This window comes from Collimonas sp. OK412, assembly GCF_900112135.1.
GTDB lineage: Bacteria > Pseudomonadota > Gammaproteobacteria > Burkholderiales > Burkholderiaceae_D > Collimonas > Collimonas rhizosphaerae.
On sequence record NZ_FOLC01000024.1, the window covers coordinates 11,756 to 30,316 of the forward strand.

Here is an 18,561-nt window from a genome sequence, read left to right on the forward strand (position 1 = left end):
TATTATTCTTGATGTTTAACCTGCGTTAAACTACCTTGATGTTATCAGTCATCCTACAACTTGAATCGTAGTATAATCAGCCCAAAATAATTTAGCAACTAGATTTACCTTTCCTGCGGCCCCTACCCCATGAATACACCGCTCACCACTCAGCCCGACCCTGGCGCACCGCGCAAGAAACATCGCAACCTGGCGCAGAGCGTGGTCGCCAACATTGCCGACGGCATCAGGAACGGCAGCAGCAAACCCGGGGACAAGCTGCCGACCGAATCGGAACTGATGCGCACCCAGGGCGTCAGCCGCACCGTGATACGCGAGGCGATTTCGCACCTGCAAGCTTCAGGACTGGTAGAGACGCGGCACGGTATCGGCACTTTCGTGCTGGCGGCAAGCAGCTCCGGCAGCTTCGACATCGATCCGGAAACCGTGATCACCATGCGCGACATCCTGGCCATCCTGGAACTGCGCATCAGCCTCGAAGCGGAAGCCGCGGGGCTGGCGGCGGCGCGGCGCAGCGACGAGCAGCTGGCGCAGATGCGGATGGCGCTGGACGCCTTCCAGAAGAGCGCCCATGAGCACGGCGACTCAGTGGCGGCCGACGTCCAGTTCCACCTGCACATCGCGCAGGCGACCGGCAACCGCTATTTCGTCGACATCCTGACCCACCTCGGCACCACCATCATCCCGCGCACCCGGATCAACTCCGCCAGGCTGGCGCATGACGATCCGGCGGCCTACCTGGACCGCGTCCACCGCGAACACGAAGATATCTACAACGCCATCGTGCGCCAGGACCCGGAGACAGCGCGGGCGGCAATGCGCACCCACCTGAGCAACAGCCGCGAGCGCTTGCGCAAGGTGCAGGACAGCATGGCGCTGGCGTCGTAATCAAACACTGAAAACCTCGCTGCCGGCGCGCCCGGCAGCTCCATGACAGGCGCCGCCATCCTCCCGGCCGGCCACGCTTTCCTCCCCGGCCTGACCCGGCTTCCCGTGTCCGGTCCACCCGCTTCCCGCTGCAACAAACAACATTTTCCGGCTTGCATACTGCAAATCTTTGTTGTACGATGACTGATAACTTAATCATCCGGACGCCGGACGCCCTCCTGCGGCGAAAGCGTCCGATTATCAACCGCAGCACTACTTCATCCCGAGACCATGAATCCTCAAGAACTCAAACAAACGCTTTCCGCCGGCTTGCTGTCCTTCCCGATCACCGATTTCGATGCGCAAGGCGAATTCCGCCCGAGCACTTATGCAGCTCGGCTCGAATGGCTGGCTCCCTACGGCGCGAGCGCCTTGTTTGTGGCAGGCGGCACCGGCGAGTTCTTTTCGCTGACCACCTCCGAGTATTCCAACGTGGTAAGGGTGGCGGTCGAAACCTGCCGCGGCAAAGTGCCGATCCTGGCCGGCGCCGGCGGCCCCACCCGTACCGCCATCGCTTTTGCGCAGGAAGCCGAACGCCTCGGCGCGCAAGGCATCCTGCTGATGCCGCACTACCTGACCGAAGCCTCGCAAGACGGCCTGGTCGCGCACGTGGAAGCCATCTGCAATTCGGTCAAATTCGGCGTGGTGGTGTACAACCGCGGCATCTGCCGCCTGAACGCGGACTCGGTGGAATTGCTGGCGGCGCGCTGCCCTAACCTGATCGGTTTCAAGGACGGCATCGGCGACATCGAGCTGATGGTATCGATCCGGCGCCGCCTCGGCGACCGCCTGAGCTACCTCGGCGGCTTGCCGACAGCAGAACTGTTCGCCGCCCCCTACAAGGCGCTCGGCGTACCGGTCTATTCCTCGGCAGTATTCAATTTCCTGCCAAAGATGGCGATCGATTTCTACACCGCAATCAAGAACGACGACCACGCCACCACCGGCCGCCTGCTGGACACTTTCTTCCTGCCCTACCTGGCCATCCGCAACAAAAAAGCCGGCTACGCCGTCAGCATAGTCAAAGCCGGCGCCACCATCGCCGGCCACGACGGCGGCCCGGTACGCACACCGCTGATCGACCTTAATGCGGAAGAACGCGAGCAATTGAAAGCACTGATCCTGACGCAGGGGCCGCAGTAATTATCCAAACAAGCAACAGCGGCGCCGATAGGTAATACGTCCCCCGGCTGAACAAATGCGCGGCTGTTGATTTTGACGTTGGGGTTGAAGTTGATTTTGACGTTGGGGTTGAAGTTGATTTTGACGTTGGGGTTGAAGTTGATTTTGACGTTGGGGTTGAAGTTGATTTTGACGTTGGGGTTGCAGTTGCTTTTGACGTTGCTGTTGCTTTTGACGTTGCTGTTGCTTTTGAATTCCGCATTGAGACGTTGCCAAATCCGGCGCGTGTCAGCCGGGAATTGTGGGGAAAGATGTTTGAGCCGAAGGCGAGTTGCTTTCCCCACCCGGCTGGCACGCGCCGGATTTGGGGACCTGACCGAAGGGAGGGCAACGGCTTTGCGGTCGCCTTTCTTTGCTTACTTTCTTTGGCGAAGCAAAGAAAGTGAGTAGCTGCCGGGCTACCCCCGGCTAGCATCCACGGAGTAGCAAACGTTTTAGATAACGACGAACGAAGTCGTCGCATGCCACCGAACGCACTCCGTAGCCCGTTAAATGGGGTCAGAGTAATTTTCGCAAAAGGCGCGAAAAAAAACTCCGACCCCATTTAACTGCTGCTGTGTTGGTAGATGTAGTACACATAATCGAATTGAGGAACATACATGAATATCACTGGTGAAATGCTCATCGGCCAATCCGCAGTACGCGGCACAGAAGGCAGCCTGCGCGCCGTCAACCCCGCCACCAACGAAACCATCGCCCCCGATTTCGGCGCCGGCGGCACAACCGAAGTAGCCCGCGCCTGCACCCTCGCACAACAAGCTTTCGACAGCTATCGCGCAACCACGGCACAACAACGCGCAGAATTCCTCGAAGAAATCGCCAACGGCATCCTCGCGCTAGGCCCAGCCCTGATCGAACGCGCAACGCAAGAATCCGGCCTCCCCACCGCCCGCCTGGAAGGCGAACGCGGCCGCACCGTCGGCCAGCTGCGCCTGTTCGCCAGCGTACTGCGCACCGGCAATTACCTCGGCGCCACCCTCGATTCGGCGCTGCCCGAACGCACCCCGCCACGCTCCGACCTGCGCCTGCGCAAGATCGCCATCGGCCCCGTCGCCGTCTTCGGCGCCAGCAATTTCCCGCTAGCGTTCTCGGTAGCCGGCGGCGACACCGCCTCGGCGCTGGCAGCCGGCTGCCCGGTCGTGGTCAAGACCCACAATGCCCACCCCGGCACATCGGAACTGGTAGGACGCGCAATCCAGCAGGCAGTCGCCGCCTGCAAACTGCCCGAAGGCGTGTTTTCCCTGATCATCGGCACCGGCAATGAAGTCGGCCAGGCCCTGGTCAGCCACCCGGCGATCAAGGCAGTCGGCTTTACCGGCTCGCGCCAGGGCGGCCTTGCGCTGATGCGCGCAGCGGCGCAAAGGCGCGAACCGATCCCGGTGTACGCCGAGATGAGCAGCATCAACCCGATGTTCCTGCTGCCGCACGCGCTAGCCGCGCGCGCATCGAAAATCGGCGCGGCTTTCGTCGACTCGCTGACCATGGGCGTGGGACAGTTCTGCACCAATCCCGGCCTGGTGATCGGCCTGGCCGGCGAGCACCTGGCGCAGTTCCAGGAAGCGGCGTTGCAAGCATTGAAAACCAAGGCAGCCGGCACCATGCTGACACCCGGCATCCATGGCGCCTACGCCGCCGGCATCGAACGCATGGGCGCAGCAGCCGGCGTCGATACGCTCGGCCACGGCCAGCCGGCAACCGCGCCATGCGCAGCCCAGGCGACGCTGTTCGCCACCGACGCCGCCACCTTCCTCGCCACCGAGCAGCTGGAAGATGAAATTTTCGGCCCCAGCTCATTGCTGGTTTCCTGCAAGGATGAAGATGAAATGCGCGCCGTCGCCGAACACCTGGCCGGCCAGCTGACCGCCACGCTGCAACTGGATGAGCAAGACCACGCACTGGCCCGCAAGCTGCTGCCGACGCTGGAACGCAAGGCCGGCCGCATCCTGGTGAACGGTTTCCCGACCGGGGTGGAAGTGTCTTACGCGATGGTGCACGGCGGCCCGTTCCCGGCGACGTCCGACAGCCGCAGCACCTCGGTCGGCGCCACCGCCATCGACCGCTTCCTGCGGCCGGTGTGCTACCAGGACTTGCCGGCAGCCCTGCTGCCGGCCGAACTGCAGGACGGCAACCCGTCAGGCTTGTCGCGCCTGGTGGATGGAAAGTACATCACGGTTTGACGATCCCGGCCATCGCCGGCCGCTTCGGGCCGGCGATGGCAACACTGCTTCCTGTGTTGCGCGGCTCAGCCGGCGTTCGCGATGGTAGCCGGCAAATCGCGGCCATGGTATTTCTTGTAGATCGCATTCAGCTTGCCATTCTTGTGATTGGCGACAACCCAGGCATTGACCCATTCCTTCAGCTTCGGCTGGTCTTTGTTCATGGCGATGCCCAGGTCAAAATCCTTCTGCGCGAATTTCAATTCCAGGTTCTTGGCCGGCGCCCGCTTGATCATTTCGGCCAGGTTGGACGGCGTGCTGGAAAAGATCTCGATCTGTCCGGTCACCATCGAGGTGATCAAGGTCGCATCGTCTTCGTAGCGCATGATTTCCGCACCCTTGGCCAACTGCGTCGTGACCGTATCGTTGACGGTGGCGCGGGTCAGGCCGATGCGCTTGCCGGCGAGGTCAGCGTAGTCCTTGATCTTGATGCTCTTCGGTCCGCCGACGATGATCGTGATCACCGCGTACGGCACGGAGAAATCCACTACCTTGGCGCGCTCGGGCGTGATCGACAGGTCGGCGATCACCAGGTCGGCGCGCTGCGCCTGCAAGGTCGGCACGCGCGCAGCGTTGGTGATCGGCACCAGCTCCAGCTTGACGCCCAGGTCGTGCGCCAGCTGCGTCGCGGTGTCGACATCCGAGCCGGTCGGCTGCAGGTTGGCGTCGGCGTAGCTGAACAGCGGCGTGCCCATGGCGATCGCCACCCGCACCTTGCCGGCTTTCTTGATGTCGTCCAGCTGGTCCGCCAATGCGGCGTGAGTCGCTCCGCAGAATAGCAAAGCGGCGATGCAGCCGCGGGTAAAAAGTGTGTTGAATTTCATGCCTGTCTCCTGTTTTATGGAATAGTTATGCGATGCCAAATTTGCTCCGGCTACAAGCCGTTGTTGAGGAAAGCGCGCAGTTCCGCGGTTTGCGGCGCGTCCAGCATTTCGCCGGGGCCGACTTCCCATACCTTGCCTTGATGCATGTAGATGATGCGGTCGGCGACCCGCTTGGCGAACGCCATTTCATGCGTCACCAACAGCATCGTCATGCCGCCCGCCGCCAGGTCTTCCATCACGCGCAACACTTCACCGGTCAGCTGCGGATCAAGCGCCGAAGTCACTTCATCGAACAGCATCACTTTCGGCGCCATCGCCAGCGAACGCGCAATCGCCACCCGCTGCTGCTGGCCGCCGGACAACTGCTCCGGGTACGCCGCCGCCTTGTCGCCCAGGCCGACCTGCTCCAGCGCCGCCAGCGACACCCGCAACGCTTCCGCGCGCGGCTGGCGCTTGACATGGCGCAGCGCCAGCATGATGTTCTCCTGCACCGTCAGGTGCGGAAACAGGTTGTAGCTCTGGAACACGATCCCGACTTCCTGGCGCAGCCGGTGCAGGTCGACCTGCGGATCGTCGACCCGGATGTCGCACACCTCGATGCTGCCGGAATCGATGGTTTCGAGCCGGTCGATGCAGCGTAGCGCCGTGCTTTTGCCCGAACCGCTGGCGCCGATGATGGCGATCATCTCGCCCTTGCCGACTTCGAACGAGACACCCTTGAGGACCTGGTTGGCGCCGAAACTCTTGTAGATCTGGTCCAGCTTGACGATTGGGTTAGCGATTGCCGACATTGAGCTTATTCTCCATAGCTTCGCTCCAGCGCGAAAGCGGGTAACACAGTGCGAAATAAAAAGCCCCGACCAGGCTGAAGATCAGGAACGGCTGGAAGATCGAATTGTTGATGATCTGGCCGGCGCGCGTCAGTTCGACAAAACCGATCACCGAGGCCAGCGAAGTCATCTTGATGACCTGCACCAGGAAACCGACGGTCGGCGGCAACGACAAGCGCAGCGCCTGCGGGATGATCACCAGGCGCAGCGTCTGCCAGCGCGTCAGCGACAGGCATTCGGCCGCTTCCCATTGCGGTTTCGGCATCGCTTCGACGCAGCCGCGCCAGATGTCGCCCAGGTAAGCACTGGTGTAGACCATCATCGCCAGCCCGGCCGCCACCAGCGCCGGCAAGGCAAAGCCGTAAACCGACAAGCCGTAGTAGACGATGAACAGCAGGATCAGCAGCGGGATGCCTTGTATCGATTCGATGTAGAGCAAGGCCGGCAAACGCAGCCAGCGGCGCGGCGAAATGCGCGCCAGCATGACGCCGAAGCCGCCGATGCTGCCGAGCAGGAAGGCGATCAGCGACAGCAGCAGCGTCCACCAGATCGACTGCGCCAGGTAAATCAGGTGGGTCCAGCTGAAGTTGCCGATCATGTCGTCCTCCGCTTGCCGGCGCCGATCGCGGCAGCCTCGGAGACAGCGGGTTGCTTCCTGCCGGCTTGCGCCGCGGCGCGCCGGATCGCCCGGCGCCGCTTGAAGAAATATTCGCCCAGACCCCAGGCCAGCAGCTTGACCAGCAGCGACAGCGCCAGGTACAGGCAGGCCACCACGATATAGGTTTCCAGCGAACGGAAGGTATCCGACTGCACGGTGTTGGCGATCGCCGTCAATTCCTCGGCCGAGATCTGCGAAGCCATGGCGGAAGCCTGCATCATCAGCAGGAACTGGCTGGTCAGCGCCGGGTAGACCTTCTCTATCGACGGCTGCAGCATCACGTGCCAGCCGATGCGCCAGCGCGACAGGCCGAGGCATTCTGCCGCTTCGATCTGGCCGCGCGGCACCGCTTCCAGACCGGCGCGGATGATTTCGGCAGCGTAGGCGGCGATATTGATGATCATCGCCAGCACGGCGGCGGCGAAGGTCGGCATGTGGATGCCGAGGCTGGCCAGGCCGAAATACAAGAGGAACAGCTGCACCAGGAACGGCGTGTTGCGCACCGCGTCGATGTAGACCGAACACGCTTTCGACAGCCATTTGCGGCGGCCGCGCTTGGCGAACGCCACCAGCGTGCCGATGCTCACTCCGGCCACCACCGCGACGCCGGTCATCTTCAGGGTCAGCCATGCGCCCTCGAGGAATACCGGCCAGTAGGGAAGAAGATCGCTAAAGTGAAGAGAAAAACTCATGACCGACGAATGCTCCTGTAGCTTTTTCTGCTTGTCTCGGCACGCCAATCGCGATTTTCATCTGCCGACTGCCGCGGTCTCCCTGCATTCCGCCCCGGCTGCGCTTTTTTTGCGCTTGTTCCGGGGACTTGCCTTTCAAGCCGGCTTATTGCGGCTCGAACGGTCCTGTCACTGTAAACATGCCGCCCTGGTACATGCGCACCGGATCGTCCGCGGCCGGCAAAGGCTGCGCCTCGACCGCGGCGCGGAACTGTTCCGAGCTGTCGCGCGGCGCAAAACCAAGATGCGCGGCGTGGCGGTTATTCCACCAGACGCCGTTGTTATCGGACATGCCGTACACCACCGTGTGGCCGACCTGCGGCGTGAACAGGCTGCAGCGCAACAGTTCGGTCAGGTCGTCGTAGCTCAGCCAGCAGGCCAGCGCGCGCCGGTCTTTGGCGGTGGGGAAGGAATTGCCGATGCGGATGCTGACGGTCTCGATGCCGTAACGGTCGAAATACAGCTGCGCCATGTCTTCGCCGTACGATTTGGACAAGCCGTAATAACCGTCCGGCCGCCGCAGGTCGTGGCTGTCGATGACCTGGTCTTGCCGGTAAAACCCGGTGACGTGGTTGGAGCTGGCGAAAACGACGCGCTTGACGCCATGCCGCCGCGCCGCTTCGTATATGTGGAACACGCCCTTGATATTGGCTTCCAGGATTTCCTCGAACGGCCGCTCCACCGATACGCCGCCGAGATGCACGATGGCGTCGCAGCCGGCCACCAGCGCATCCACCGCGGCCCGGTCGGCCAGGTTGCAGGGCTGCATTTCTTCATGCGGCGCGGCGTCTTGCGCCAACACCGCCGCCAGGTCGGAAACCCTGACGGTAGCGGCGAACGCTGCCAGCCTTGGCCGCAATACCTTACCCAGGCCGCCGCCGGCGCCGGTCAACAACAGGCGCCGGTACTGCGCGCCGCCCTCTGCGCTATTTGTCTTGTCGCTCATGCCATGTCCCGTGCCGATGCCGATTTGAGAGAGATCGCAGACATTGTCGCGTATCTGTGATTGTCGTGCTCTCGCCTATTGTTATACGTTGTCATACAACTTAATCGATTATGTCTTGCCTGCGCCCTTCTTGTCAAATCACTGGGTATATCGCTAGATATATTGGATAAGGCCGCGTAAACCGGCTATTCTCGGCGATATTTTATGTTGTATGATGACTGATAAGAAAACAAGCCACCACCAAGGAGACCCCAATGTTTAAGAAATGGATGTATTTGTGCACTGCGATGGTCTGCTCCATGATCATTGCCCAAGGCGCAGCGGCCGCCCCCGATGAAGAATCGATAGCGGAGCAAGTCGAAAAACTGCGGACAGCGATGCTCCACCCCGGCGACCGCGTGGCGCTCGACCGCCTGGTCATGGACGAGCTAAGTTACGGCCACTCGAACGGCAAAGTGCAAGACAAGGCGGAATTCATCGGCGCGTTGACCAGCGGCGAATCGGACTTCGTCAGCATCGCCCTGTCGGACCAGAGCGTCAAGATTTCGGGAGATACCGCGGTGGTGCGCCACACCTTGGCGGCGGTCACCAATGACTCCGGCAAAGCGGGCAATGTCTCCCTGAAAATCCTGATGGTATGGAAGAAGCACGGCGGCCATTGGCGTTTGCTGGCGCGCCAGGCGGTGCGTTTCAGCGCCTGATTTGCTGAGCCGGGTCGGATGCGGGCAGGACCGCGCGCCATATTGCCGGCGCGCTCCGGCTTGCTGGCTGCCTCAGGAGTTTTCAGTTTCCGAAGTGGTGAATTCAATGCCGCCGACCCATTTTGCAACGAGATTGTAAACCCATGCGCCGAACAGCGTAAAGAGAAAACCGACGACCAGGTAAATGAACGGCAGCGCCAGCATCGCGCCGATCGCCGGCGCCTTGGACCCCGGCATCACTGAAAGAAACAGGATCATGAGGATAATGATCGGCAAGGAAACAACGAAATAAAGAATCGCCACCACCTTGGCTGTCTGCACCGGCGAAATGTTCAAGATCTGTTTTTTCATGATTTTTTCCCTTTTATAAATTATTGAATTACCAGCTTAAATTGCGTATCCGCGATCATCCCGTTCGCTGATTTACCGCCTTTGCATTGTTTCACCTGGCAACCACATGCACCAGGCTCGTCATAGCATCGACATACAAGTGCTGCTCGTCCGCAAGCAGCGGCAGCAGCGGCGTGACCGAAACCTGGTTCAACTTCGTCATGCGGACTTTTCCCGCCGGATCGCGGAAAACGGCATAGGGCACGTCCTGCATGACATAGGGCTCGCCATTGACCTGCCCCAAAATCATCAGCACATGTCCAGGAACCACGACCAGGTCGCCGACCTGGGCGGCCAATACCGCCTCGACGCGGGCCTGGTGAGAATCCGAAGCAGAAAAAACGCGCTGCTGCAACGCCGGGCTGCGGCCCTGAGCGCCGGAATTCGGAGGCAGGATAATGCCCATGCTGCGGTACACCTCGCCGGTGAATCCGCTGCAATCCCTGGCGTTGTAAAGATGCCCCCAGCCATACCGTTCACCGAGGAACTTGAATCCCTGGCGGATGATGTTGGCTTTGGTGAGCGGCAGATACCCGGGAGAAGTATCTTTGATCTTTTGCAGCAGTGCGGCCTTGAAGGCCAACGATCCGTCTTCGCGGCGTACCGGAAGATCCACCGTCCAGGATACGTAAGACCCCTGGCCGTTCACCGGCTCGCCCTCAGCAAGCCGTGCAAGCGGGACCCGCACCCCCATGTCAAGCTGAAGCTCCGAGACCTCGGGCGCTTCCGGCGTGAATACCGTCCGCACCTTGTCTCCGGTCACTACGCGGAACGGCTGCTTGCCGGCATAGGCAAACACCTCCGTGGCAGCTCCCTCGGCGATGTCCGCGCGCGCTACCCACGCAGGAGCTTGTTCGCTCAAGACCAGCAGCCACTGGCCGTCGGCGCTCGCATGCGCAACGACGACGGGATCGCCTGGGAAAAGCGTGCCGCCCTGGAAGCTTTCGAAATCCAGCAGGTCCTTCGACGGAAAAGCCTGGAGCGATGTCGGGTAGGTGCGCAGCTGCGCGCGCCGCACGCTGAGCCCGTAGCGGGTGGGCGTGGTGGCCGGGATCCGGTCGGCGCCGATATTGGCCTCGATTGCCTCCATCGCCGCTTTCGGGATCGCATTTCCGGCTGCGTCCACCAGCGGCTTGGTCAGCGGTTCCGCAGCGTCCTTCAACCACAGGAGCACCTGCTCGCGGGACAAGGCCGGCCCGACCTTGGCGAGATCGTGCATGGCGGGATCCGCTGCAAATGTTCTGGCATTCAGGTCATCGATCTGCTGCCGCGACATCAAGACTTTGTCCGGGCTGGGAGCTCGCGCAATCCAATAGTCGGGCACAAGCATCGCCTGGTCGAAACCGATCACTCCCGATGGGGGAATCGCAAGCTTGTTGTTTTGCGCTGCGGCAGTGGCCGCGATACAGAACAGGAGAGGAAACACGAACCCATGGAACACCGATCTCCTCGGCCGGGTCAGCGTCATTTTCAATTGGCAATCCCCCGCGGAAGGCGCCGAGACATGCCCGGTTCCCAGGGCATTCAAACCTTTCCCGCCGGCGCGCGTATCACCATGAACAGCATCAGCAACATGCCCAAAAGGACCGCGATCGATGACAAGCCGAGAACCGGGCCGATAGTCTCTTCGGGGACGAATTGTCCCGACAGCAGGAACAGGCTGGCCAGCATGATCAAGGCGCCGGCGTGATGCAGGACAAATTGCAATGTCGCCACGCCGGGCCGGACTCCGGCCAGCCACAGCTTGTGGATGACGCCGTAAACGACGGAAATCGCGAAGCCGATCAGCAGAATGTGGGCATGCGTAACCAGCTGCGAGTGGTTCTGCGACATGCCCATGTAGATTCCGAACGCCAGTCCGAGAACCGCATAAGCCAGTCCGGAAACCAGGAACTTCCTGTCAAACCCCATCATTGACCTCCCATGTGCTTGCGCATCAAACGATCCGCAAAATTGCCGCAGGTAAATAATTTGCCTATGCTGCCACGAATAAGGGGGGCGATCAATATTAAATGAGACGAGTGCCTGTGCTTCTACATTTGGCTGATGGCGGCATTGCTGGATGGCTGTTTACGGCTGTGGATTCAACCGGTGGAGGCAACAGATTGATGAAATCGTCCGCCTGTCAAATTATCCGTATGCGGCAGCGTTTGAGGAAACCATCGATACTTTGCACGGTACCGGCCTGGCGACGGATAATAGCGGCTACATCATTTTTAGAATTCCCCCATGGAAATCAAGGTCAACTTTCTCGATAAGCTACGTCTTGAAGCCAAATTCGATGACTTCACGGTAGTGGCCGACCAGCCTATCCGCTATAAGGGCGACGGCTCGGCGCCTGGTCCCTTCGATTATTTTCTGGCCTCATCGGCCTTGTGTGCAGCGTACTTTGTGAAGCTGTATTGCGTAACTCGCAATATTCCTACTGAAAATATCCGCCTGTCGCAGAATAATATTGTTGATCCGGAAAACCGGTACCAGCAGATTTTCAAGATTCAGGTCGAGTTGCCGGCGGATATCTCTGCCAAAGACCGCCAGGGTATTTTGCGCTCCATCGACCGTTGTACGGTGAAAAAAGTGGTGCAAGCCGGACCCGAGTTTGTCATTGAAGAAGTACAGAATCTGGATGCCGACACCCAGTCGCTGCTGACATTGAAGCCGGCTTCTGATGTCAGCACCTATATTGCGGGCAAGGATCTGCCGTTGGAGCAAACCATCGCCAATATGTCGGGCGTTTTGGCGAACTTGGGCATCAAGATTGAAATTGCTTCGTGGCGCAATCTTGTTCCCAATGTGTGGTCGCTGCATATCCGCGATGCGCACTCGCCGATGTGCTTCACCAATGGCAAGGGAGCAACCAAGGAAAGCGCGTTGGCGTCGGCGCTGGGAGAGTATATCGAGCGGCTGAATAACAACCATTTCTACGCCGGCACGTTCTGGGGCGAAGACATCGCCAACGCGGCGTTTGTACATTACCCGAACGAGCACTGGTTTAAGCCTGGCCCTAAAGATGCGCTGCCGACTGAAATTCTGGATGAGTACTGCCTGCAAATTTACAATCCCGACGGCGAGTTACGCGGCTCGCATCTGGTCGACACCAACTCCGGCAATCTGCAGCGCGGTATCTGTTCGCTGCCGTATGTGCGGCAGTCGGACGGCGAGGTGGTGTATTTTCCATCCAACCTGGTCGAAAACCTATACGTCAGCAATGGCATGAGTGCCGGTAATACGCTGGCCGAAGCGCAGGTGCAATGCCTGTCGGAAATTTTCGAACGGGCGGTAAAACGCGAAATCCTGGAAGGTGAAATCGCATTGCCTGATGTGCCGCAGGAAGTGCTGGCGAAATACCCTGGCATCCTGGCCGGCATCCAGGGACTGGAAGAGCAGGGCTTTCCGGTGCTGGTGAAGGATGCGTCGCTGGGAGGGGTGTACCCGGTGATGTGCGTCACCCTGATGAACCCGCGGACGGGCGGTGTGTTTGCCTCGTTCGGCGCGCACCCAAGCCTGGAGGTGGCGCTGGAGCGCAGCCTGACGGAATTGCTGCAGGGCCGCAGTTTTGAAGGCCTGAACGAATTGCCTCGGCCCACCTTTGCAAGTGAAGCCGTGACCGAGCCAAATAACTTTGTCGAACACTTCATCGATTCCAGCGGCATCGTGTCATGGCGCTTTTTCAGCGCCAAAGCGGATTTCGATTTTGTCGAATGGGATTTTTCCGGCCAGGGTGAAAACTCGAATGCCGAGGAAGCCGCGACCTTGTTCGGCATTCTCGAAGACATGGACAAACAGGTGTACATGGCAGCGTACGACAATTTAGGCGCCGTAGCCTGCCGGATTCTGGTGCCCGGTTATTCGGAAATTTATCCGATAGAAGATTTGATCTGGGATAACACCAACAAGGCGCTGTTGTTCCGCGCCGATATTTTGAATCTGCATCGCCTGGACGATGCCAGCCTGGAAGCGCTGCTCGAGCGCCTGGATAACAATGAGCTCGATGAATATTCCGACATCGCCACATTGATCGGCATCGAATTTGACGAGAATACGGACTGGGGGCAACTGACGGTTCTCGAGTTGAAGCTGCTGATTCATCTCGCCTTGCAGCAATTCGAGGCGGCGCATGAGCTGGTGGGAGCTTTCCTGCAGTACAACGACAACACGGCCGAGCGCGGCTTGTTTTATCAAGCCTTGAATGTGGTGCTAGAGGTGCTGCTGGATGACGACTTGGAACTGGACGATTACGTGGTCAATTTCCGCCGGATGTTTGGCAACGCTCGGATGGACGCGGTGATGGGGTCGGTGGACGGCAGCGTGCGCTTCTTCGGCTTAACGCCAACGAGCATGAAACTGGAGGGGCTCGACCGGCACCAGCGCCTGATCGACAGCTACAAGAAATTGCATAAGGTTCGGGCCAATGTGGCGGCTACGGCCAGTTAGGGTTACGAGTCATGGCTTGATGCGCTGATGGCGGTCCTCTCCCAGCGCCCGCTGCCAGAACGAGCGTCTGTGCCGGCGCGCATCAGTGTGGATGCCGGCTTTCGCTTTAATGTTTCTATCACGAGAGCTGCGGCAATTCACTGATAGTCAATGTCCATGAGCGGATTCCATCCCTGTGCGTCAGCGATTCATCTAAAAATGCATACCTGTGCATCGGAGAAACGCATCGACCGGTTGAATCCACAACCCTAAGCGGTCATAACTGCCTTTGAAATGCGGACACTCAACGCCCGGTTAACCGGCAGAACGGAGCCGGCTTTCCGGCAAAGTGGTTTGCAGTGGGGAGTAAAATTTGCGAAGCAATGCCCCGCTGCAAACTGTCCACGTTGAACGCCTTGTTAGAAACCCACTTAACCTTGGGCCGCGCCTTGTTTTTTTGGTAGCTGAGGGCTCATATGGTCCCAAGGCGCAGCACTAGCCACATAAAAATCTAATTTAGGTACATAGTTCGAAGAACTGTCTAATGTGCCTGCTTTAATACCGAGCATTCCGGGCATGGCGCTGAATTTTGCAAACAGCTGCGAACCGCAATTTTGACAGAAACCCCTTCGGTGAACACTTCCACTATCAGATGCAGACTCGAAATATTTTGCTTCGCCACGAATGGAGACACTTGCTTCTGGAAAAAGCATTGCGGGAATAAATGCACTACCTGACGACCTCTGGCAATCCTTGCAGTGGCAATTTCCAGTAAATAGCGGCTCCGCGTCAGTTGAATAATTTATTTCTCCACAAAGACATCGTCCTGAATATTTTGAGGTCATGCGTATCTCCATATCTGCTTATTGATTTGTCTAACTTCTAACAAGAGTTGTGCAGGTTTAAGTCCCGATTAATAGAATTCGGGAGTCGGCTTTTGGCCGAATTGCGCCGGTCACCCTACACGTCTGCGAGCAAGCGAACTAGCGTGTATAGATTGGCGGCGCCAATTTGAACGGCTGTGGATTCAAGAGCACCCAGGTCACTGCTAGCTTGCCCAGCCGTCCCGTATCTCCAGATTTACGCTTGACTCCGGCAACGAGCTTCGCGGCTTCCGATAGGCCAGACGGTGACAGTGGCTTACCCTCCTGAACATGCTTGAGGAAGGCATCGGCCATGGTGTTGAAATCTGCATCCCAATTGATACCCCCGTTATCGTCGAGCTCATGCGCAATTCGTCCAGATATTCGAATAACCTCTCCCTGGACTGTAGCTGCGTGCCCCTTGGAAGGGACCAGCAAGTCCCATAATTCTTCGTGTTGCTTATGCCATTCGGTCGCTTTCACGACGATGGGCATGTTGTTGTCGTGATCCCTGCGACGCGGCGCCGCTGGAACGTCGAAGAGCGCATAGAGCTGGTCAAGCGCATTGCTCGCTGCGTCAACACTATCAGGATTGAATCCGCTTCGATGGAACTCGAAACGTTTACCTATCTCCACGACAAAATCCCTCATCCGAAGAGTCTTCTTTGCACCCGCCACAAGGAGGTCTTCGGCGAGAGGCACCATATGCTCTAGATCGATGTTATTGCAAGATTGTAGTGCCAACTCAAGGGGTGTTTGTCCACGTCCGTTTACGGAATCGACTTGAGCCCCGTGCGCAATTAGCAAACGGGAATTCCGGGTGTTGTGACTACTTGCGGCGGCGTGGAGCGGGGTGTCGCTGGAGGAATCTTTGCTGTCGACGTCTGCGCCCAATTCCAGCAAAGCTTCAATTCGACCGTGCCGGCTACGCGAGCGAGCGTGCAAGGGAGTGTTACCCCACGTGTCGGTCGCTGCGAGATCTGCGCCCTGGGTTATAAGCCATCGGGCAAGCGTGTCAGGACAATCGTCGAAGGCAAGTGCACTCTGTTTGGCATATCCCCCTCGAGCGTTAATGTCGCACGTATCGAAAACAGCCTTCAGCTCGGCCAGGTCGCCCTTTTTGAGTAAATCTTCGAAATCTTTTGGCAGAAGTTTCTTTTTTGCCTTAGCCATGGATCATCCTTTGTAAAATCAAGACCGCGATGTTGCGCATGCTACCTCGGCGTCAATGTCCGTTAACAGGAAACTTCGGCTACTTCCGCTTTTGGCCATTTTGAGACGGTCGTGACGGGTTGATTTCGACCCGAAGGAGACTGTCGGCAAGTTGAGCAGCAGACGTTCACAGTCGATTCCCTTCAAATGCAAAACCCTACTCGCCGCTCACCTTCGAAGCCCATTCATGAACGGGCTTTAAGTGCTCGATTGCAGATGATAAATCTTCGATCGAGTCGCGCGACGGATCAATTGGAGTCCATATAGTGAGGTGAGGCGAAACCGGCATATCCGTCGTATTCGCATCGGGCCCAGTCATTCTCACCACGGTCACAGCTTGGCGACCTCGGCCACGATAGCTCCGATCTTTGTTGAGGCAGTCGATGCCTTCTGTGAGTATCGTTTGCCATAAATCTTCGGTGAGTTCGGACAGACGAAACTCACGTCCACCTAAATTTTTTTCCAGGATGTTCGGCCTCGAAGTTACCCCATTCATCGATTTACGGCCGTGGCATTATTTCACCGGGCAACTGCATGCATTAGGCTCGTCATTGCATCCACATAACTACGCCTGAATAATCGTTCCATCCCCATACTCTCCCACAACGGGGTCTAAATTTTCTGGCGAATGAAGAATCGTGGGGCCGCGGGAGCAGGCCTGCCGCGTCAGGTACTCCGTCAATCCTTCCGTTTGAACTGCAGGAGGAATTGCCGCATGCATTTCCGTTAGCAATTCTATCGTTGCTCTTACAATCCATTCTACTGTGCGATATTTTGGAGAAACTATCTGAATATTCTGCGAGTCAGTCTGGTCAAAGAAACCATGCTGCAATTTGTGTCTGACATATGAAAGCGCGGTGATACCAGGAATGGTGCGCTTTTCCAAATAAGCCTGGTTCGCGCCTTCATCATAACGGACGACATGGTCCGGAAACTCGTATCCCTCATCTTCCAGAAGTGCCTCAGTGACGATATTCGGCAACAGAGGCCTCGCGTCTTCGTGACCGACTTCAAACAAAAGAATTTTCTTGAGCTTCTTCATTTCTTTCTGTTGTTCCGTATCTGTTTTTCTGATGGCGATACGCGGAAAGTACTCGCGAATGAATTTATTGGATTCATTCATGAGCTCATCCCTGCTCAACTTTGGCTGTATTTGCAAAAACCTGTCGTCCATGTCCATCATCTTCCAGGCATGGTTAAGATCGTGGATCAGGAATTCGAGTGGAGACTGCCAGAATTCATCAACATACACAGGCTCCGTTGATACCCCTACAAAATATATTGGAGTACCTCGGATTTTCATGAGATCGGTGGCGGAAATGTTATCAAAAGTCGGAATGATGATCACTTCAGGAAGTCGACGCATCAGCTCCTCGTACCGGTACCAGTACTTCTTTTGAAAATGGGTGCTCAAATCTTTCTCGATACGGCAAGCCACATCAAAGAAGCCCACTGCTTCAAACAAGATACGTAGCGTCGGAGCATAGGGACACATCGGGCCGTTCTGGATCGTCACGTGGTGAAGTTTATGCAGCAGCTGGTCGCGCATCGACGCAAATGCAAGATTGTCGCGGCACTTCTCTTCTATCGCAGATAACATCATCTGGCTGCGAACGTACTCAATCACTGGCAGCAACTCCAGAACTGGTGTATCCAAGTTATCGTCATTCGCCTTAAACCGCGCCCGCAATCCAAGGTACGCATCCAATGGGCTGCTTACTGTTTCGCGTATCCATTCATGATGAGAAGCTCCCCGCGTTTTGGTAAAGTTTTTCGCAATGAGCGCAGCGGCAATCTGTTTGTGGTGACCGAAGGCAAAGGAGCCCTCTTTCGCGTTCGGCGTAGTAATCACGCTCTCCGGGAGCCACCTGCCCTCAACTCCTTCCATTTCGGGAATTTCGACGAGGAATCCAACTGTGTCAACGATATGACGCGGATCTGACGGGAGAGCGATGTCTTTGAGGTGATCGCGATATCCGTGGGAAATGGTTCTATCCATATAGATCCGCGCTTCTTTTCCTGCTTCGTTACGGACGAAATAGTATTTACGCCCGTCTAATTCCGCAATTCCATACTCTGGCGTCACTGATTCGAACACTTTGCCGCCCGTCACCCTTAGTGCGGCAAAAATGTTGCCTGGGATTCCCATCTCGTTTTGTTCATCTTCGTCGCGAAGCAAGCCGCCAGGCAGCGACATGCCCTCAGGAAAGAAAGTCCGGTCCAAGGTCAGGAATTCCCGCCCTTGCTCTCCGTCTCGCATCACAAGTACGTCGACAGTCTTACGCACCATGACTCCCTGTTCAATTCGCTGCTTTGCCTGAATTTTGAGGTTCTGATCGGACAACAACGCGTTCACTACTGGGGATTGATGATCAACATTGAGATATTTACCGATGCAATTTTCGATACCATTCTTGCGGATCGGGTCACGCAGGCGATGGAACCAATAAACCATGTATAAAAGTGACGCGGCATAGAGGTTCGCTGGATCACTTTGCGTATCGAGAGCTATCGCGTATTTATCGAGTATTTCCAAAACGTTGCCCGCGGCGGTATCGGATTGCGCGCTTGAGAGTAAAGATGAAAGGTCTTCGCTAACTTCTGGGAATTCACTGGTGTCTGATAATCCGAGGACAGGCGCGGGCGCGTTAAATGCCATCATGTTTTC

Annotated in this window: 16 protein-coding genes; 5 read left to right on the forward strand and 11 right to left on the reverse strand. The window is 57.6% G+C overall.

Annotated features, from left to right (window positions below):
- Nucleotides 1–129 precede the first annotated feature (129 nt).
- From BM062_RS20090 to BM062_RS20105, 3 genes are all read left to right on the forward strand, one after another.
- A complete protein-coding gene (locus BM062_RS20090) occupies nucleotides 130–888 on the forward strand; it encodes a FadR/GntR family transcriptional regulator (protein ID WP_092400130.1) in 759 nt (252 codons plus the stop codon).
- A gap of 270 nt (nucleotides 889–1,158) precedes the next feature.
- Entirely contained in the window at nucleotides 1,159–2,070 is a 912-nt protein-coding gene (gene kdgD, locus BM062_RS20095; protein WP_092400132.1) for a 5-dehydro-4-deoxyglucarate dehydratase, read from the forward strand.
- 638 nt (nucleotides 2,071–2,708) lie between these two features.
- On the forward strand, nucleotides 2,709–4,286 hold the full coding sequence (locus BM062_RS20105; RefSeq protein WP_092400136.1) for an aldehyde dehydrogenase (NADP(+)): 1,578 nt from the start codon (nucleotides 2,709–2,711) through the stop codon (nucleotides 4,284–4,286).
- 65 nt (nucleotides 4,287–4,351) lie between these two features.
- On the opposite strand, the gene BM062_RS20110 is transcribed toward BM062_RS20105, so the two are convergent.
- The 5 genes from BM062_RS20110 to BM062_RS20130 form a co-directional block, all read right to left on the reverse strand.
- A complete protein-coding gene (locus tag BM062_RS20110; protein ID WP_092400138.1) occupies nucleotides 4,352–5,149 on the reverse strand; it encodes a transporter substrate-binding domain-containing protein in 798 nt (265 codons plus the stop codon).
- Between the two features lie 50 nt (nucleotides 5,150–5,199).
- Nucleotides 5,200–5,940: an amino acid ABC transporter ATP-binding protein gene (locus tag BM062_RS20115; protein WP_092400140.1), complete on the reverse strand. Its 741-nt coding sequence runs from the start codon at nucleotides 5,938–5,940 to the stop codon at nucleotides 5,200–5,202.
- Nucleotides 5,924–6,577 carry an amino acid ABC transporter permease gene (locus tag BM062_RS20120; RefSeq protein WP_092400142.1) on the reverse strand — a complete coding sequence of 218 codons (654 nt, stop codon included), beginning with the start codon at nucleotides 6,575–6,577 and terminating at the stop codon, nucleotides 5,924–5,926. The genes BM062_RS20115 and BM062_RS20120 overlap by 17 nt, the downstream gene beginning before the upstream one ends.
- On the reverse strand, nucleotides 6,574–7,329 hold the full coding sequence (locus BM062_RS20125; protein WP_092400144.1) for an amino acid ABC transporter permease: 756 nt from the start codon (nucleotides 7,327–7,329) through the stop codon (nucleotides 6,574–6,576). Before BM062_RS20125 ends, BM062_RS20120 begins: the two co-directional genes overlap by 4 nt.
- Before the next feature lie 145 nt (nucleotides 7,330–7,474).
- Entirely contained in the window at nucleotides 7,475–8,314 is an 840-nt protein-coding gene (locus tag BM062_RS20130) for an NAD-dependent epimerase/dehydratase family protein (protein ID WP_092400146.1), read from the reverse strand.
- Between the two features lie 254 nt (nucleotides 8,315–8,568).
- Between BM062_RS20130 and BM062_RS20135 the strand changes: the two genes are divergently transcribed.
- The gene (locus tag BM062_RS20135; RefSeq protein WP_092400148.1) at nucleotides 8,569–9,015 is read left to right on the forward strand and encodes a nuclear transport factor 2 family protein; all 447 of its coding nucleotides are present in this window, start codon (nucleotides 8,569–8,571) and stop codon (nucleotides 9,013–9,015) included.
- 72 nt (nucleotides 9,016–9,087) lie between these two features.
- On the opposite strand, the gene BM062_RS20140 is transcribed toward BM062_RS20135, so the two are convergent.
- The 3 genes from BM062_RS20140 to BM062_RS20150 form a co-directional block, all read right to left on the reverse strand.
- Nucleotides 9,088–9,366, reverse strand: a complete 279-nt coding sequence (locus tag BM062_RS20140; RefSeq protein WP_092400150.1) for a hypothetical protein — start codon at nucleotides 9,364–9,366, stop codon at nucleotides 9,088–9,090.
- A 91-nt stretch (nucleotides 9,367–9,457) separates the two neighbouring features.
- Entirely contained in the window at nucleotides 9,458–10,873 is a 1,416-nt protein-coding gene (locus BM062_RS20145; RefSeq protein WP_092400152.1) for an SH3 domain-containing protein, read from the reverse strand.
- A gap of 56 nt (nucleotides 10,874–10,929) precedes the next feature.
- Complete coding sequence (locus BM062_RS20150; protein ID WP_217647625.1) at nucleotides 10,930–11,319, reverse strand: hypothetical protein; 390 nt, start codon at nucleotides 11,317–11,319, stop codon at nucleotides 10,930–10,932.
- 315 nt (nucleotides 11,320–11,634) lie between these two features.
- On the opposite strand from BM062_RS20150, the gene BM062_RS20155 reads away from it, so the two are divergent.
- Nucleotides 11,635–13,839, forward strand: a complete 2,205-nt coding sequence (locus tag BM062_RS20155) for an OsmC domain/YcaO domain-containing protein (RefSeq protein WP_092400154.1) — start codon at nucleotides 11,635–11,637, stop codon at nucleotides 13,837–13,839.
- Between the two features lie 410 nt (nucleotides 13,840–14,249).
- On the opposite strand, the gene BM062_RS20160 is transcribed toward BM062_RS20155, so the two are convergent.
- The 3 genes from BM062_RS20160 to BM062_RS20170 all read right to left on the reverse strand — a co-directional run bounded on the left by BM062_RS20160 (nucleotide 14,250) and on the right by BM062_RS20170 (nucleotide 18,555).
- Nucleotides 14,250–14,663 (reverse strand): GFA family protein, encoded by a 414-nt coding sequence (locus tag BM062_RS20160; RefSeq protein WP_092400156.1) that lies wholly within the window; start codon nucleotides 14,661–14,663, stop codon nucleotides 14,250–14,252.
- 138 nt (nucleotides 14,664–14,801) lie between these two features.
- A complete protein-coding gene (locus BM062_RS20165) occupies nucleotides 14,802–15,854 on the reverse strand; it encodes an ankyrin repeat domain-containing protein (protein WP_092400158.1) in 1,053 nt (350 codons plus the stop codon).
- A gap of 604 nt (nucleotides 15,855–16,458) precedes the next feature.
- Nucleotides 16,459–18,555, reverse strand: a complete 2,097-nt coding sequence (locus tag BM062_RS20170; RefSeq protein ID WP_139220141.1) for a hypothetical protein — start codon at nucleotides 18,553–18,555, stop codon at nucleotides 16,459–16,461.
- Nucleotides 18,556–18,561: the final 6 nt, after the last annotated feature.

Bases quoted from the DNA above. Each gene is read 5' to 3' on its own strand.
- BM062_RS20090 (WP_092400130.1), top strand. From the start codon at position 130: ATGAATACACCGCTCACCACTCAGCCCGACCCTGGCGCACCGCGCAAG.
- kdgD (WP_092400132.1), top strand. From the start codon at position 1,159: ATGAATCCTCAAGAACTCAAACAAACGCTTTCCGCCGGCTTGCTGTCC.
- BM062_RS20105 (WP_092400136.1), top strand. From the start codon at position 2,709: ATGAATATCACTGGTGAAATGCTCATCGGCCAATCCGCAGTACGCGGC.
- BM062_RS20110 (WP_092400138.1), bottom strand. From the start codon at position 5,149: ATGAAATTCAACACACTTTTTACCCGCGGCTGCATCGCCGCTTTGCTA.
- BM062_RS20115 (WP_092400140.1), bottom strand. From the start codon at position 5,940: ATGTCGGCAATCGCTAACCCAATCGTCAAGCTGGACCAGATCTACAAG.
- BM062_RS20120 (WP_092400142.1), bottom strand. From the start codon at position 6,577: ATGATCGGCAACTTCAGCTGGACCCACCTGATTTACCTGGCGCAGTCG.
- BM062_RS20125 (WP_092400144.1), bottom strand. From the start codon at position 7,329: ATGAGTTTTTCTCTTCACTTTAGCGATCTTCTTCCCTACTGGCCGGTA.
- BM062_RS20130 (WP_092400146.1), bottom strand. From the start codon at position 8,314: ATGAGCGACAAGACAAATAGCGCAGAGGGCGGCGCGCAGTACCGGCGC.
- BM062_RS20135 (WP_092400148.1), top strand. From the start codon at position 8,569: ATGTTTAAGAAATGGATGTATTTGTGCACTGCGATGGTCTGCTCCATG.
- BM062_RS20140 (WP_092400150.1), bottom strand. From the start codon at position 9,366: ATGAAAAAACAGATCTTGAACATTTCGCCGGTGCAGACAGCCAAGGTG.
- BM062_RS20145 (WP_092400152.1), bottom strand. From the start codon at position 10,873: ATGACGCTGACCCGGCCGAGGAGATCGGTGTTCCATGGGTTCGTGTTT.
- BM062_RS20150 (WP_217647625.1), bottom strand. From the start codon at position 11,319: ATGATGGGGTTTGACAGGAAGTTCCTGGTTTCCGGACTGGCTTATGCG.
- BM062_RS20155 (WP_092400154.1), top strand. From the start codon at position 11,635: ATGGAAATCAAGGTCAACTTTCTCGATAAGCTACGTCTTGAAGCCAAA.
- BM062_RS20160 (WP_092400156.1), bottom strand. From the start codon at position 14,663: ATGACCTCAAAATATTCAGGACGATGTCTTTGTGGAGAAATAAATTAT.
- BM062_RS20165 (WP_092400158.1), bottom strand. From the start codon at position 15,854: ATGGCTAAGGCAAAAAAGAAACTTCTGCCAAAAGATTTCGAAGATTTA.
- BM062_RS20170 (WP_139220141.1), bottom strand. From the start codon at position 18,555: ATGATGGCATTTAACGCGCCCGCGCCTGTCCTCGGATTATCAGACACC.